The sequence below is a fragment of the Streptomyces sp. CB00455 genome (genome assembly GCF_001905445.1).
In the GTDB taxonomy this organism is placed as follows: domain Bacteria; phylum Actinomycetota; class Actinomycetes; order Streptomycetales; family Streptomycetaceae; genus Streptomyces.
Window position 1 is genome coordinate 669576 of record NZ_LIVQ01000005.1, and the last position, 15929, is coordinate 685504.

Here is a 15929-nt window from a genome sequence, read left to right on the forward strand (position 1 = left end):
TCCCGGACCGGGGCGGGGATAGTCCGGGTGTGAGTTCTCCTTCCCCCGCCCCGTCCGCGACACCCGCGCGCCCCCGCCGGCCCGCCTGGGCGGGCCGCAACTACACCCTGCTGACGGGTGCGGCGGTCGTGACGAACCTGGGCAGCCACGGAGCACTCATCGCGGCCGCCTTCGCGGTCCTGGAGGCCGGCGGCTCCGGGGGCGACGTCGGCCTGGTCGCCGCCGCCCGCACGCTGCCGCTCGTCCTCTTCCTCCTCATAGGCGGCGCCCTGGCGGACCGGCTGCCGCGCCACCGCGTGATGGTCGCGGCCAACGCCCTGAACTGCCTCTCGCAGGCGGCCTTCGCGCTGCTCGTCCTCACCGGCGAGCCCCGGCTGTGGCAGATGATGCTGCTGACCGCGCTGTGCGGCACCGGCACGGCCTTCTTCAATCCGGCCGCCGAAGGCATGCTCCTCTCCACCGTCTCCGGGGAGCACGCCAACCGCGCCTTCGCGCTCTTCCGCATGGCGATGAACGGCGCGGGCATCGGCGGCGCCGCGCTCGGCGGCGCGCTGATCGCCGCCGTCGGACCCGGCTGGGTGCTCGCCGTGGACGCGGCGGCCTTCGCCATCGCGGGCGCCCTGCGGGCCTTCCTCGACGTGGGCCACATCGCCGACCGGGCCCCCGGCGGTGGTCTCCTGGCCGATCTGCGCGAGGGCTGGGTCGAGTTCAGGACACGGCCCTGGCTGTGGAGCATCGTGCTGCAATTCTCGGTCGTGGTCGCCGTCGTGGGCGCCGCGGAGGCGGTCTACGGTCCGCTGGTCGCGCGGGACCGGCTGGGCGGGCCCGCGCCCTGGGGCCTGGCCCTGGCCCTCTTCGGCGCGGGCACCATCGCCGGCGCCGTCCTGATGATGCTGTGGAAGCCGCGCCGGCTGCTGCTGGTGGGCACCTTGTGCGTGTTCCCGCTGGCCCTGCCGTCGGCGGGCCTGGCCCTGCCGCTGCCGGTGTGGGGGCTGTGCGCCGTGATGTTCGCCAGCGGGGCCGCCATCGAGGTCTTCGGCGTGAACTGGATGACCACCATGCACCAGGAGATCCCCGAGGGGAAGTTCTCCCGGGTCTCGGCCTACGACTGGTTCGGCTCGGTGTCGATGCTGCCGCTGGCCACCGCCTTCGCCGGCCCGGCCGAGTCGGCCTTCGGCCGCACCCCGGCGCTGTGGGGCTGCGCGGGCCTGGTGGTCCTGGTCACCGCCCTGGTCCTGCTGGTCCCGGACGTCCGCCGCATGAGGCGGCGGCGCCCGCACGCCCGGTCGCCCGTGGTCCCGGCTCCCGCGTCTCCCCTTCCCACCGGGCCCAGCCCCGCCGGGACCTGAGGCACGGGTCCCCGAACCGCCCCGCCGCGCGCCGTCCGCCGATCGCCCGCCGGCGGGCGGCCCGCCGGCCGCCGGGCGGCTCACCCGAGACTGAACGCTCCGGCCGGCGGCGGCGGAGAGGCCACCGCGTCCGCGTCGGCCACCGGGAGCGCGCCCCGCGCGAACCGGACCGGCCCGTCCCCGTACTCCACCCGCGCCGGGAAGGCGTCGGAGGCGCATCTGCGCGCCAGCGCGGCCACCTCCAGCGGAGCGTCACAGGCCAGCAGCACCGCATTGCCGAAACGGCGCCCGCGCAGTACGGACGGTTCCGCGATCAGCGCCAGCTCCCGGAACACCGCCCCGAAGTTGGCCAGTTGGGCGCGCAGGAAGTCGAAGGGCGCCCCATCGGCAAGGTTCGCCGCGTACAGCCCGCCGGGCCTGAGCACGCGGGCCGCCTGGCGCGCGTACTCCACCGACGTCAGCTGCGCCGGCACCCGCGCGCCGCCGAAGACGTCGGCGACCAGCACGTCCGCGCTCCGCGCCGGCGCCGCCTCCAGCCAGGCCCGGGCGTCGGCGACGTGCACCGTGATGTCGGCGCCCCGGGGCACCGGCAGGTGCGCGGCGACCAGATCCACCAGACCGGCGTCGAACTCGACGACCTGCTGCCGCGATCCCGGCCGGGTCACCGCGGCGTAGCGCGGCAGGGTGAGGGCGCCGCCGCCCAGGTGCAGCAGGTCGAGGGCGAGCCCCGGAGCGGCCACGCAGTCCAGGACGTGCGCGAGGCGGCGCACGTACTCGAACTCGAGGTGCTGCGGGTCGTCCAGGTCGACGTACGACTGCGGGGCCCCGTCGACGGTCAGCAGCCAGGCCCGCTCCCGGTCCACGTCCGGCATCAGCTTGGCGGTGCCCTGGCCCACCTCCCGGATCACGGGGATCCGCTCGTCACCCTGCCCGTCGGTCTCTTCGTCGCCCTGCCGGTCGGCCCGTTCGTCGCTCACCGCTCCATTGTCCGGCAGGTCGCGGGCCGCCCCTGCCTTCGGGACCGCCGGCCCTGCCCCTATGTCCGCGGCGGCCCGGACCAGAGCGCGGCCGCCTCGGCCGCGTGGCCGACCGCTTGCGCCAGGCCCGCCCGGGCGGCCGGGTCCCGCCGGGCCGGGTCCAGCACGTTGCGGCCGAATGCCTTGCGCGCCGCCGGCGAAGGCGTGATGAGCAGCACCCGCGCGCCCGCCTCCCGCAGCCCGGCGGCCTGCGCCGCCGGCGAGGGGACGAGAGCGGAACCGAGTGCGAGGGGGGCGATGACCACCACGCGCGCGTACCCGGCGGCCAGATCGGCGTTGGTGGCGGAACGGACGCCGCCGTCGATGTACCGGCGTCCGCCGATCGTGGCGGGCGGCCACACCCCCGGTACCGCGCAGCTCGCCGAGACCGCGTCGAGCAGCCCGGCCCCGCTCTCGCGGTCGAAGGCCCGGAACTCGCCGGTGAGCGCGTCGACCGCGGTGACGACGAACCGCCGCCGCGGCCACTCGTGGGAGACCAGGCGGGCCTCCAGCACCTTGCGGCGCTCGCCCTCCGGGCCCGTGTCGGCGGCCAGCGCGACGGCGCCGATCCGCCGCCGGTAGGCCGTGGCGTCCCGCGAGCGGGCCATCGTGACGGCGTACCGCGCGATGAGCCCCGCCCCCAGCCGGGCCGGGAGTTCCCCGCCCGGGTCGCCGAGCTGGCGCTCGTACAGCTCCTGCGGTCCGAGCAGTCCCGACGTCAGCTGTGCACCGACGACCGAACCCGCGGAGGTGCCGACGACGAGGTCGGCGGTGGTGAGGTCCACTCCCGCGCGGGCCAGGCCGTACAGGATCCCGCACTCCCAGCCGACGCCGGCCAGTCCTCCGCCGCCGAGCACCAGTGCCGTGTCGCCGCCCATCTCCGACCGCCCCTCCGCGATGCCTGTGGTGACGGCAGTCTGGCGCAGCAGGTCCGCCGCCACCACAGGGGGGCCGGGATCAGGCCCGCCGGGTCACCCCAGTACGGCCGTGACCGTGCCCGCGCCGACGGTCCGTCCGCCCTCGCGGACGGCGAAGCCGAGGCCCGGCTCCAACGGGACGTCCCGTCCGAGCTCGACGGTCATCGTGACCGTCTCCCCCGGCCGGGCCGCGCCGGCCCCGCCCAGGTCCACGTCCCCCACCACGTCGGCGGTCCGGATGTAGAACTGCGGCCGGTAGCCGGTGACGACCGGTGTCCTGCGGCCTCCTTCGCGCCCGGAGAGCACGTACACCCGGGCGGTGAAGCGCCGCGTGGGCGTCACGCTGCCGGGAGCGGCCACCACGTGCCCGCGGCGCACCCCGTCCCGGGGCACCCCGCGCAGGAGCAGCGCGACGTTGTCGCCGGCCTCGGCGGACTCCATCGGCTTGCCGAAGGTCTCCAGCCCGGTGACGACCGTCCGGGCCGGCTCCCCGTCGCCGCCGAGCACGCTCACGGGGTCGCCGAGGCGTACGCGGCCGCGCTCGACGGCGCCCGTCACGACGGTCCCGCGCCCGGTGATGGTCAGGACGTTCTCCACCGGCAGCAGGAACGGCGCATCGGTGTAGCGCACCGGCGTGGGCACGTAGGTGTCGACGGCGTCCAGCAGCGCCTGGACCGCCCCCGTCCACTGCGGGTCGCCTTGCAGCGCCCCCAGTCCGGAGACCCGTACGACCGGCGCCGTCTCGCCTCCGTAGCCGTGCGCGGTGAGCAGTTCGCGGACCTCCAGCTCGACCAGGTCGGTGAGTTCGGGGTCCCCGGCGTCGGCCTTGTTCAGGGCCACCACGATGTGGTCGACGCCGACCTGCCGGGCGAGGAGCACGTGCTCGGCGGTCTGCGGCATGACCCCGTCGAGCGCGGAGACCACGAGGATCGCGCCGTCGAGCTGCGCGGCGCCGGTGACCATGTTCTTGACGTAGTCGGCGTGGCCGGGCATGTCGACGTGGGCGTAGTGGCGGGTGTCGGTCTCGTACTCGACGTGCGTGAGGTTGATGGTGATCCCGCGCCGGGCCTCCTCGGGGGCCCGGTCGATGCGGTCGAAGGGCACGAAGGAGGCGCCCCCGCGCTCGGCGAGGACCTTGGTGATGGCGGCGGTGAGGGTGGTCTTGCCGTGGTCGACGTGACCCATGGTGCCGATGTTGAGGTGCGGCTTGGTCCGCACGAAGGCCGTCTTGGCCATGATGTCTTCCCCTGGGCTCGAAGCCTGAACGGGACCCCTGGACCGGGCCGACCCTCCCCCTGCGGGGTCCGCCGGACGATCCGGGAAGGGTCAGCTTCGTGCGCCGTCGTATGCGGCGAAGGGGAATGCCTCTGCGAATGCGGCAGCCTTCGGCGCGTCCGCGACTGCGGACGGTGCGACGAGGAAGGCGTACCGGGACATGCCCCTGATGCTGCCCGACCGCTCCTGGCGCGTCGAGTGGATTTCCGCGGCGGCCGGGCCTGTTGGCACCGGTGCCGGGCCGGGGCCCGGCAGGGGTCCTTGCCAGGGCCCCGGGGTCCTGTCAGAGGTCCTTGCCGAGGTTCCTGAGCGCCTCGCGCACCGACAGCGGGGACAGGGAGGCGCGTTCGGCCTCGACGAAGGCGCGTACCGCGGCCGGATCGGTCTTGGCGTACTCCCGCAGGCACCAGCCGATGGCCTTGCGGAGGAAGAAGTCCGGGTGGGCCGCCCGGCGGCGGCAGTAGCCGAAGAGGCGGTCGGTGTCGGTGGCGGACTTGTAGCCGAGCTGGTGGAGCAGGGCAGCGCGGGCGAGCCACAGGTCCTCGTCCCCGATCCATTCGTCCATCGCCTCGGCCAGGGCCGGATGGGCGGCGACGAGCGGGCCGACGGTCCGTGCGGCGAGCAGGTCGGCCGTGTCCCACCACGGCACGGTGGTGATCAGGTGCCGTACCACCGGCAGCAGGGCCGGGGAGCAGCGGAAGACGTGCCGGCGCAGGTAGTCCACCGCGAAGTAGTGGTATTCACGCTCCGGCAGCCGCCAGCAGCGCAGTGCGAGCGCCGCGCAGTCCGCCTCCGACGGCAGCGGCATGTCCTTGGTCACCGTCTTCGACAGTGCGCGGCGCAGGGGGGTGGGGATCCCGAGGAAGGGGGCGACGTCCTTCATGTACGCGGCCATGGCGCGCGCCCGCGCCGGGTCGCCCGCGGCCGCGTACGTCTGCGTCAGGCGCTCCAGGAGGGTGTCCGCGAGGGCGCTGTGCGGGGCCCTGGGGGGTCGCCGGTCGTTCGGCAGCATGAGGCACAGATTACGGCGGGGTGTCGTACAGGTCGGCTAGTCTCCCCGGATGTCCCTCCTCCTCGCGCCGTGGACCCGGCTGTGCCTGCTCGTGGTGCTGCTCGTGGCCGCCGGTGTGTGCGTGCTGCTGTTCGAGCCCCAGCGCATCCTGTCGGAGGGCCGGCCCCCGGGTGTGCCGGTGGGCGCGGCGGCCTTGCTCTTCGCCGCCGGGTACGGGATCTGCGCGGCGGCCTTCGTGCCGCGCCCCCTGCTCAACCTGGCCGCGGGAGCCGTCTTCGGCACGCAGTTCGGCCTGGTGGCGGCGGTCGGCGGCACCGTGCTGGGCGCCGGGATCGCCTTCGGTCTGGGGCGCGTCATGGGGCAGGAGGCCCTGCGCCCGTTCCTGCGCGGCCGCTGGCTCCAGGCGGCCGACGGCCAGCTCAGCCGGCACGGCTTCCGCTCGATGCTCGCGGTCCGGCTCTTCCCCGGGGTGCCGTTCGTGGTGGCCAACTACTGCGCCGCGGTGTCGCGGTGCGGGTGGCTGCCCTTCCTGTCCGCGACGGCGCTCGGCGTGGTCCCGAACACCGCGGCCTATGTGATCGCCGGGGCCAGCGCCTCCTCCCCCGGATCACCCGCGTTCCTGCTCTCCTTCGGCTTCATCGTGGTGTCCGTGGTGGCGGCCGCGGTGGTGGCCTGGCGCAAACGGCACCGCCTCGCACCTGCCCGGATCCACGGGGTCGCCTACGAACCGGCGCCTCAGCACCCCCCTGTGGTCAGCGGCTCACCACACGGGCCCTAGCATCGGACCCGAACTGCCCGACGATCACAAGGACGAGCGCACCCCGACATGAGCTGGTTCGAATCCCTAATCCTCGGTCTCGTCCAGGGGCTTACGGAGTTCCTCCCGATCTCCTCCAGCGCCCACCTGCGGCTGACCGCGGCGTTCGCCGGCTGGCACGATCCCGGAGCGGCCTTCACCGCCATCACCCAGATCGGCACCGAGGCCGCCGTGCTGATCTACTTCCGCAAGGACATCGCGCGGATCATCTCCACGTGGTTCCGCTCGCTGTTCACCAAGGCCCTGCGGTCCGAACAGGACGCGAAGATGGGCTGGCTGGTGATCGTCGGCTCGATCCCGATCGGTGTCCTCGGCCTCGCCTTCAAGGACCAGATCGAGGGGCCGTTCCGCGACCTGCGGCTGACCGCCACCACCCTCATCGTGATGGGTGTCGTCCTCGGCGTCGCCGACCGGCTGGCCGCCCGTGACGAGGAGGGCGGCCGGCACCGCGCCATCCGGGAGCGCAAGACGCTCCGGGAGCTCGGTGTCAAGGACGGCCTGATCTTCGGTCTGTGCCAGGCGATGGCACTGATCCCGGGTGTCTCCCGCTCCGGTGCGACCATCTCGGGCGGCCTGCTGCTGGGCTTCACCCGCGAGGCGGCGGCCCGCTACTCCTTCCTGCTCGCCATCCCCGCCGTCCTGGCCTCGGGCGCGTTCGAGATCAAGGACGTGGTCGAGAGCCCGGGTCACATCTCCTGGGGTCCGACGATCTTCGCGACCGTCATCGCCTTCTTCGTGGGCTACGTCGTCATCGCCTGGTTCATGAAGTTCATCTCCACCAAGAGCTTCATGCCGTTCGTGTGGTATCGGATTGCACTGGGCATCGTGCTGTTCGTGCTGGTCGGGACCGATGTCCTCAGCCCGCACGCAGGCGAGTCCGGCGGCTGAACCAGGGCCTCACAAGGGCCCATGAGCTTGCCGGAGCTGGTCCAGTTGCCGAGTCCGAGGTGTTCGGCGACGGTCTCGTAGAACCAGCCCAGCGACTGGCTGAACGGGAACGGGCGCAGGACCTTCAGTCCGTCGGCGGTGCCGCGGGCGAGAGGCTGGCGGAGACGCCGTCGCCGGAGCCGTCGACCACCAGGAGGGCGGCCTCGTCGAAGCCGCTGGGGTGGAAGGCGGAGGCGGTGTGCGCGAGGTGGTGCTCGACCACCAATACCCGCCGGGGCCGGTGGTGGCCGAACAGGGCGGGGGCGAGGAGTTCGGCGATCAGCTCGGCGTCCGTGCAGATGTTGCTCGGCGTAGGCCAGTCCGGGTTGAAGGCGATGGCGATCTCGTCAACGTCGGCCAGGGTGATGCCGGCCTCGGACAGGCAGTAGGCCGCGGCCACCGCGCAGGAGCGGGAGTCCTTGTGGTGCTTGCGGCGGGAGAAGCGCTCCCCCCGGCGAAGGCGACCACCTTCCCGTCGATGACCAGGCAGGCGGAGGGGTGGAAGCAAAGGGGGAGGAGGGTGCTGCGGTACGGGCCGATTCGGCTGGTGCCCGTCGTCCTCGATCGGCGACCGGTGTTTCCCCTCCACGATCCTTGCCACAGCGACCTCCTCAAGGCCTGGGTTCTCCAGTGCAGAAGCGAAGGCCCGCGATGCACGAGGGCGCACATGCGCCTGTACGCCTGCTGCATGCTGCATACAACCCAGCGACTGGGTCGCTCGTCAGCCTTCGAGCGGGCGGCCCTGTGCTGCCCGCAGGGGGCCAGACCGGAGATCCGCGTGCGAGCAAGTGTCCGTTCGTCTTCGGGGGCCGGGAGCGTGACGGGTATGGACCACACACCGCTGGTCTGGGAGGCGATGCCGAGCGCGACCATCGCCTCGGCGAGTCCCATGCCGTGGCCAGGACAAGGAGCCCAGCCACGGTGAGTACGTCGGTGGTGCAGCCGACCTCCTTCCCGGCGACCAGGGCGCGGCTCTGGGCCTTGGTCGCTGTCCCGCGCAGCGGTAATCGCGGAGCCGACTCAGCCCTCTACTGCATTGCCCTCGTCCGCATGTCCAGATGGTGTCCCGCCGCCGCGCCCCGGCTGCTGAGCGCAACCCTTAAGGACGAGACGCTTGTCGTGGATGCCGTCAGCGGTGAGCGGCGAGTGGCGCTCGATGCGGGGGCTGGCGGTGCCGCCACGACGCACAGTCCCTGGTCCTGTGCTCCAAGTACGGGTACGAGGCGGCAGACCGCGGAATCACGGTCTTCGACGCCGCTTCGGTTCAGAAGCGGCGGGCCTTGCCCGACGGTTCCGGACGGAAGGTGCCGAAGGTCAACGGATTCTGGCACGGTGCCGGGTACGGGGAAGTGGGCAACGAGCCGATCGTCCTGGACGGCACGACGGGACAGGATCGACAGCCCTGCTCGGTCAGTTCCCGGTCGCGGGCAGCCCGCGGTCCCGGTGCGTTCTTCAGGCGCGTGTAGAAGGCGGACCGGGAGACCTGCATCAGCTCACAGGGGCGCTGGGGAACCGCGTGCGGGCACCGGCGCCAGGGTGCGAAGAGGGGTCGTGCTCATCCTCGGTGGGATGAGCACGACCCCTCGTGCGGAGGCTCAGGTTCTCCGCGATGACCGGTCTGCTGGTCTACTGCCGGACGAAGGGCTCGCTACCCTCCGGGGCATAGGCCAGGTCCAGCTCTGCCTGATCTTGATCCGTGGAGTACAGGAAGAACAGGTCGCACGTCGGGCCACCGGCGGCGGCCGTCAACGTGACCTCCGTAGCCGGCCCGACGGAGTCCAGATGCCAGGGTCGCCAGGTACCGGTGAACTTCGTGTCGGCTGACCACGACCCCTTGTGACACACGCTGGGAGGCAGGCTCACCTCTCCGAGCGCACCGTCCTTGAGGAACTGGATCGTGCCCAGGGTCGGCGACTTCCAGGACCCGACGACATGCCGCGCCCTGTCCTCGTCCGTCTGCACGGTGCAGGACACCGCCAGCGGTAGGACGGCCACCAGTGAGCCGACCAGGAAACGGACGCCACTCCTCATCCGACATCTCCCTTCTGGAGCGGGTTACTCGAAGTCACTGGGTCGGGCATAGTTCCCACCTGTCATGTAGTTCTTTGCCTCCCTGGTGATCGCGTCCCTGAGCTGGGACTCCGAGGCCCCGGGGTTGGCCGCAGCGATCCTCTCGCCCATCTGGCGGCCGTACTCGTTGTTCACGAGGTCCGAAAGGTGATCAGCATAGTTGTGGCCTTCCCGGTCGCCGTACGCCTCGTGGGCGTCCGCGACCATCTCGGCGGTCTGGGCCCCGTGCTTGGCCGTGATCATGGCCTGCCAGGTGAAGTGCCGGTAGGCGTTCTGCCCCTCGTTCTCCGCCCCAGGGTATGCGTCCGCCGCTACGTTCGCGGCCCAGCCGGTGATCTGCTTCGCGTCGTAGCAGTCGGCCACGCCGATGTACGCGCAGACCATCAGCTCCGACTTTTTGGCCTTGCCGGTCGCTATCTCGTCGTACGGCTCCGCCCCGGGGATCTGCGTCTGGCTGGGCACCGTCTCGTACTTGAAGTTGGTGTTCTGGCGGTACTCCCTCTCCAGCTGCTGGCCGTAGGCCCGGCGCGCCTTCCTCATCTCGTCCGCGGCGTTGGCCACCAGGCTGCCGATCCACCCGGCCGGCTTGACCCCCACGCTCACCTGGTACGCGGCCAGTGCAGCCTTCCGGTATGGTTCCTCGGCCTTGTTCTGCGCGACGATCGCCTGGTACCTCGGGCCTTCGCCGAGGATCTTCGTTCCGCCCTGACAGCGGTACATCCCGCTGGCGCACTCCTCCAGGGCCAGCCCCGACGGGTCGCTGTACCTGAGCGGGTTGTTGTCGCTGTAGGTGTAAGCGGCCAGAGACTGGGGGTCGGTTGCGACGAAGAGCGGGTCGGCGGAGATGAAGCGGCCTGTGGTGCGGTCGTAGTCGCGGGCTCCGAGGTGGGTGAGGCCGGTGGCCTCGTTAACGCCGCCGAGGAAGCCGCGGGTGCCGGACCAGGTGGTCGGGGCGGTGCCACGGGTGCCGCCGAACGGGGTGGTGCGGCGCTGGTTGAGGGTGCCGGTGGTGGCGTCGATGTTGAGTTCGGCGGTGCCGTGGTGGTCGTTGACCTGGAAGGTGATCTTGTTGTCGTCGGTGCGGACGGCGGTGGCCGTGGCGCCGAGCGGGTAGTAGCGGGTGGCGGTGGCCTTGGCCGCGCCCTTGACGAGGTTGAGCTCGGTGGTGCCGAGGTAGAGCGTCCAGTTCTCGGCGGCCGGGTTGGCGGTGTCGAGGGTGTGACCGATTAGTCGGTTCCCCGAGGTGTCGTAGAGGTAGTCGGTGGTCTTGGTGGTAGTGGTCGCACCGTTCTTGACGCTGTCGGCGACCTGGGCAAGCCGGCCTTCGGTGTTCCAGGTCAGGATCTGGTCGCTGGTCTGGGTGCCGCTGGGCTTGAGGTGCCGTTCGGTGGTGTTGCCGGAGTTGTCGTAGGTGTAGGTCTGGGTGACGGGCGTTCCGGTGCCGCCGGTGACGGTGCTGGTGCCGGTCAGGGTGTGGGGCCGGGCGGCCGTGGGGGCTGGGTAGGTGTAGGTGGTGGTGGCGTTGTTGGCGGTGCTACCCGCCGGGTCGTGCCGGGTCTCGGTGGCCCGGGTGCCGTTGGTGTTGTAGGTCCAGCTGGTCCAGTACGGGGCCGGGCCGCCGAGGGTGGCGCCGGTCGGCGAGGCCGGGCAGGAGCTGCCGGTCGGGGTGAACGCTTCGGTGAGGCGGGTGAGGTAGTCGTAGCTGAAGCACTGCCGGTCGGTGCCGGAGCGCGAGGTGTCGGTGACCGAGGTGACATTGCCGACCTGGTCATAGGTATAGGCGGCGGCGCGGGCTGCGCCGGTGATGCCGTACTGGTCGGTGCGGCTGGAGACCAGTCGCTGGGTGCCCCACTCGTAGCCGAGGGTGACGTAGGTGTCCTTGCCCGCGGTGCCGTTGCTCAGCGTGGACTGCAGCGGCTTGCCGGTGAGGCTGTAGCTCTGGGCGGTGAGGTACTTGCTCAGGCCCTCGGCTGCTGTCATCCGGTGGAGGCCGTCGTAGGTGAACGCGACCGACTCGGAGGCGAGGTTGCCAGCCGCCGGGTAGGCGACCGACTTCACCAGCCCGTCGAGGCGGTAGGTCGTGCCGTTGATGTAGGAGCCGGCCAGGTTCTCCTGACCGGGGACGGACGGGATGGTGACGGTGGTTCGGTTCGGCCGGGACAGCGCGTCGAACAGCGAGTAGGTGGTCTTGTACTCGTAGGTGGTCGCGCCGACGGTGCTGAAACGTGAGGCCGTGGACAGCTGGCCCTTGTTCCCGGACGGGTCCCAGGTCTGCGAGGTGAGCAGCGGTCCGGTGACCGGGCCGTCGTGGGTCTCGATCAGGCGGCCGAGGTTGTCGTAGACGCTGGAGACGGTCTTGCCGCGGCCATCCGTGGTCCTGGTGACCTCGCTGCGGACGTTGTACGTCTTGGTGGAGGTGCCGCTGTCGGGGTCGACGGCCTTGGTCTGGCGGCCGAGCTGGTCGTAGAACCAGGTCCAGACGGTGCCGGACGGGTCGGTCAGCTTGTTCATGTGACCGGCCGGGTCGTAGCCGTAGGTGGTGGCGTCGTACGCGCCGGTCGGGGTGGCCGACTTGTACTGGCGCAGCTCGGTGGTGCGGCCCGCGGCGTCCGTGATGGTGGTCGTCGGGATGCCGCCCTGCGGCGGGGTGAAGGTGACGCGGTCGCCGCCGTACTCGGTGAGCGTGGTGGACAGCGGCGTGCCGACGCCGTTGCCGGCGAGGGTGGTGGCCTTCACCACGCGGCCGAGGCCGTCGTAGGTGTTGGCGGTCTGGGTCTCGACGCCGGTGGGGTCCTCGACCTTGAACAGCGTGGTGGAGGGCGCTCCCGTAGCGTAGTAGGGGGCGTAGCTGAGGGCGGCCTGGCCGCGCTCGTCGTAGAAGGTGTCGGTCAGGATCCGGCCGCCGTTGCCACCCGGGGCCTGGGTCTGCCGGACGCGGCCGAGGCCGTCGTACAGCGTGTAGGTGGTGGCCTGCGAGCCGTCGGCGTTGAGGGTCTTGCTGGTGACGGCGGTGATCGCCCCGTCCGCGATCGCGTACGCGAACTCGTGATTCGGGGTCTGTCCGCCCGATTTGAGGCGGTCGGGCCGCCAGACTTTCAGGGAACGGCCCAGGGCGTCGTACGTGAGATCGCTGCGACGGCCGTTCGCGTCGATGGTGCTGGTGCTCAGACCGCGCATCAGGTCGTAGTCGACCGTGGTGGTCTGGGCGGTGGCGCTGTTGCCGACCGTGGCCGGCGGCGTGGTGAGCGTGGACCTGGTCGCACGTCCGGTGGTCGGGGTGTAGGCGTTGGTGGTGGTACGGGCATCGGTGGACGCGGTGGTGACCGGGCCGGTCGCACCGGTGGTATCGAACTCGGTGGTCGAGACCAGCGCGGTGTCGGTCAGCTTGCGGCCGTACAGGTCGAACGTCGCGGAGCTGTCCAGGTAGGTCGCGCTGGTGCCGGTCTGCGACTTGAGCGTCTCGGTGAGCGTGACGTCGCCCTTGGTGGGGGCGGCGCCGTACGCCTGGCCGTCGTAGCGGAGCCGGGTGTCGGCGAGGACGGCGGAGGTGCCGTCGGCCTGCGTCTCACGGCTGACGTTGGTAGCGCAGGCGGCGGCCACGACCTCGGTCCGGGTGACTCCGTTGAGGATCCAGGACGAGGTGTTGTCCGCGTACGTGGTGCGGGTGCACTTGTTGTCGGTGGCCACGGCGACGTCGCCGAGTTCCTCGACCTGGGTGGTCCGGCCGTAGGTGTCGAATGTGTTGTTGGTGCGGGTCTCGCGCCAGGCGGCACCTGCGCCCTTGTCGAGCGAAGCGAGGGAGCGGGTCACCGCGGTGCCGGTGAGGTTGGCGGTGGTGGTGCCCCAGTCGTTGGTGCGGGTGGCGCTCTGCTTCTTCCACGGCGTGTTGACCGTCTTGGAGAGGATCACGCCGCCGGGCTTGTCGTACTGCTCGGTGCGGTACTCGTAGCCGGCCCACGCCTGGTCGTCGTTGAGGACGGTGCCGTGGCCGTCATCGACGGTGACGCTGCGCTTCTTGGTTTTGTCGGTGGGGTCGTTGCGGTCGCCGTCCATGCCGCGCAGGAACCAGTGCTCGGCCTGGGTGGACATGGCGGCCACGCCGCCGGTCTCCACCCGGGCGCGGGCGTAGCCGCGCCACTGGGACCAGGTCTTGAGCTTGTCCTTGGTCAGGCCGTCCTCGTCGTCGAAGTGCCAGGCGGCGTCGCCGAGGTAGGTGTAGTGGGTGACCATGTCCGGCGCGTGGCCGGTGCGGTCGGTGGCGATCACGGCTTCCACGACGTACTTGTTGAACCACTCGGTGGTCACCGGTACCTCGTCGGACGCCTGGTACTGCTGGGGGAAGCAGCGGGTGTTGTTGGTCTGCGGGGCGGGCAGGTTCGCCCAGTCGCACACCGCTGCTGAGTAGTTGACGTCGAGCTGGCCGCCGAGCTCGTCGGTGATGGTGCCCAAGCGCTGCTTGATGAACGGCGCCCGGCCGTCACCGACCTTGTCGAGCCGGTTGACCATCTGCTTGTAGGCGAAGGTGGTCGGCGGCAGCGCGATCGCCGGCGTCGCGGAGGAGCCGGTGTGCTTGATCGAGTCCAGCAACAGCTGGTAGTCGAAGTCGGCGGTGCCCCACTTGTGCTTCAGGTCCCAGGTGTCGACGGCGGCGTAGCTGCCGTCGGCCTGCAGGGTCTTGGCGACGACCTGGGTGAGGCGGGTGCGGGTGAAGAAGGTCGGGGAGTACTGCCCGGTGCAGTCGGTGCCGTCCTTGCAGTTCCGGTCCCACGGAGTGTCGTACCAGTACTGCCGGTTGGCGTCGATGTTCGCCGGGTCACAGGTGCCCGAGGTGGTCTCCAGGCAGCGCTCGCCGGTACCAAAGTCCACCCGGCCCATCGGCTTCACGGTCGCCGAGTAGATGTCGGACTGCCGCTGGCCGTACTCGATGTGCTCCAGGCGGCCGCCGCGGACGTACGGGGTGCGGTCGGTGGCCTTGAGGTTGCGGCCGTAGTTGTTGGTCTCCTGGGTGTACCAGTAGGTGACGTCGTTGCCGTGGGCGTCGATCACCAGGTCGAGGTTCCAGCGCCAGCCCTGCTGGCACCAGGACGAGGCGAAGTCGGTGCCGTTGCACGGCTCGCCCGCGTTGTTGCCGTAGACCGGCACGGTGTACACGGACTTCGTCTCGGGCTTGCCGCTGGCCCAGTTGGACAGGCGGTTGTAGCCGAAGTAGTAGCGGGTGCCGTCCGAGGTGACCGCCCGGAAGTACTCGCCGTCGTTGTCGCCGTTGGCGCGGTTGACGTCACGGCCACGGGTTACCTGGGTGTTGTCGTCGCCCTTGATCCGCCACTCGTTGGCGCTTACCGGGATCAGTTCACCGGAGTGTCCGGCGAAGCTGATGGTGGCGTTGTCGGTGGCCCAGCACTGGTCGCCGGGGGTGACGCCATTGGTCTTCGGGGCGCCGTCGTCGGCGCACGGCTTGTAGCTGCGCTCGACGAAGCCGGGTGACAGCTCGAAGCCGTCACCGGCCCAGGACGCCTGGTTGTTGCTGTTGGCGGTCCGGCCGTCGATCGCACCGGAGTTGTAGGACAGGCCGAGCTTGGGGGTCAGACCGCCCGGCATGGCGGTCAGCGGCATGTCGTACGACCAGGTGAACGCGCCGCTGTTCAGCGAGGTCGACCACGAGGACGCCGAAGACAGCGGGGTCGCCTTGTAGTCACCGCTGGGACCGGCCGTGTCGGCGGTCGCGGCGAGGACGGTCACCGGTCCGGAGAGGGCCTGCAGGCGCATCGAGCCGGCCGGCGCGGCGGTGTCGGCGGTGACGGTCTGCTTCTCGAGGTCGTTGCCGCCGGGCAGCGGGGTCTGGGTGCGGCACTCCGGCTTCTCCGGAATGGTCAGCACGCAGGCCGGGAGCTGGACCAGGTGCAGGCGGGCGCCGAAGCCGGAGCCGGCCGCCTGCGCGAAATCGCTGTAGTCCACGCTGACCCTGGTCGGCGCGTCGGTGCCGCCGACGGTCAGCAGCACACCGGTGATGCCGGCCTTCCGCGCGAGGTCCTGGCCGAGGACCTCGACCTTGACCTCCTGCGGCGCGGACGCGGGTGCCGCGGACCGGGCCTTGGCGTCGCCCGCGGCGGCGCTCTCCAGCACGACGGGCAGCTTGCCCGCCCGGGCCGGGGCCTGGCCGGCGGGCGCGGGGACGACGCTCGCGCTGCCCGCGCCGGGCCAGCTGGTGTGCTTGGCGGCGGGGGCGCTGACGGTGGTGTCGCCCTTGCGGGCCTTCACCTTGCCGTTAGAGCCCTTCACCGGCTTCTCGGACGAGGCGGCGGCGGGCTTGGTGTACTGGTCGGCGCTGGCGCTGTCGGCAAGCGGCAGGGCGGGCAGCAGCGAGCTGAGCAGGGTGGCGGCGACGACGGCCGGGACTCTGCCTCGGGACCGCCGGTCGGCGGCCCGTGGGGTACTCATCTGTCGGGATTCCTTGTCGATCAGGGATTTTCGCGGCGCGTCCGGATCGGACCGCCGCCGCCCCCGGGCCGGTCGGGGCCGGAAACGGCACGGCGGGTCGGGCGGCCG

At 71.5% G+C, this 15929-nt stretch carries 10 protein-coding genes; 3 read left to right on the top strand and 7 right to left on the bottom strand.

Features of this window, described 5'->3' with window-relative positions; genetic code table 11:
* The first annotated feature begins 29 nt into the window (after positions 1-29).
* Positions 30-1349, top strand: a complete 1320-nt coding sequence (locus AMK16_RS23295) for an MFS transporter (RefSeq protein WP_073918708.1) — start codon at positions 30-32, stop codon at positions 1347-1349.
* A gap of 80 nt (positions 1350-1429) precedes the next feature.
* Here the strand turns inward: AMK16_RS23295 and AMK16_RS23300 are convergent, their stop codons facing one another.
* From AMK16_RS23300 to AMK16_RS23315, 4 genes are all read right to left on the bottom strand, one after another.
* Positions 1430-2221, bottom strand: coding sequence for a spermidine synthase (locus tag AMK16_RS23300; protein WP_073918939.1), 792 nt, complete (start codon positions 2219-2221; stop codon positions 1430-1432).
* A gap of 164 nt (positions 2222-2385) precedes the next feature.
* On the bottom strand, positions 2386-3243 hold the full coding sequence (locus tag AMK16_RS23305; protein ID WP_073918954.1) for a patatin-like phospholipase family protein: 858 nt from the start codon (positions 3241-3243) through the stop codon (positions 2386-2388).
* 93 nt (positions 3244-3336) lie between these two features.
* Positions 3337-4518: an elongation factor Tu gene (tuf, locus tag AMK16_RS23310; protein WP_073918710.1), complete on the bottom strand. Its 1182-nt coding sequence runs from the start codon at positions 4516-4518 to the stop codon at positions 3337-3339.
* Between the two features lie 322 nt (positions 4519-4840).
* On the bottom strand, positions 4841-5569 hold the full coding sequence (locus tag AMK16_RS23315) for a DNA alkylation repair protein (protein WP_073918712.1): 729 nt from the start codon (positions 5567-5569) through the stop codon (positions 4841-4843).
* Positions 5570-5618: 49 nt separating this feature from the next.
* Between AMK16_RS23315 and AMK16_RS23320 the strand changes: the two genes are divergently transcribed.
* Both AMK16_RS23320 and AMK16_RS23325 read left to right on the top strand, forming a co-directional pair.
* A complete protein-coding gene (locus AMK16_RS23320; protein ID WP_073918713.1) occupies positions 5619-6347 on the top strand; it encodes a TVP38/TMEM64 family protein in 729 nt (242 codons plus the stop codon).
* 48 nt (positions 6348-6395) lie between these two features.
* Positions 6396-7274, top strand: a complete 879-nt coding sequence (locus tag AMK16_RS23325) for an undecaprenyl-diphosphate phosphatase (RefSeq protein ID WP_073918715.1) — start codon at positions 6396-6398, stop codon at positions 7272-7274.
* A gap of 124 nt (positions 7275-7398) precedes the next feature.
* Here the strand turns inward: AMK16_RS23325 and AMK16_RS36290 are convergent, their stop codons facing one another.
* From AMK16_RS36290 to AMK16_RS38145, 3 genes are all read right to left on the bottom strand, one after another.
* Positions 7399-7713: a carbamoyltransferase N-terminal domain-containing protein gene (locus AMK16_RS36290; RefSeq protein ID WP_073918717.1), complete on the bottom strand. Its 315-nt coding sequence runs from the start codon at positions 7711-7713 to the stop codon at positions 7399-7401.
* Between the two features lie 1226 nt (positions 7714-8939).
* On the bottom strand, positions 8940-9344 hold the full coding sequence (locus AMK16_RS23335) for a hypothetical protein (RefSeq protein WP_073918719.1): 405 nt from the start codon (positions 9342-9344) through the stop codon (positions 8940-8942).
* Between the two features lie 24 nt (positions 9345-9368).
* Positions 9369-15821, bottom strand: coding sequence for an RHS repeat domain-containing protein (locus tag AMK16_RS38145; protein ID WP_073918721.1), 6453 nt, complete (start codon positions 15819-15821; stop codon positions 9369-9371).
* Positions 15822-15929: the final 108 nt, after the last annotated feature.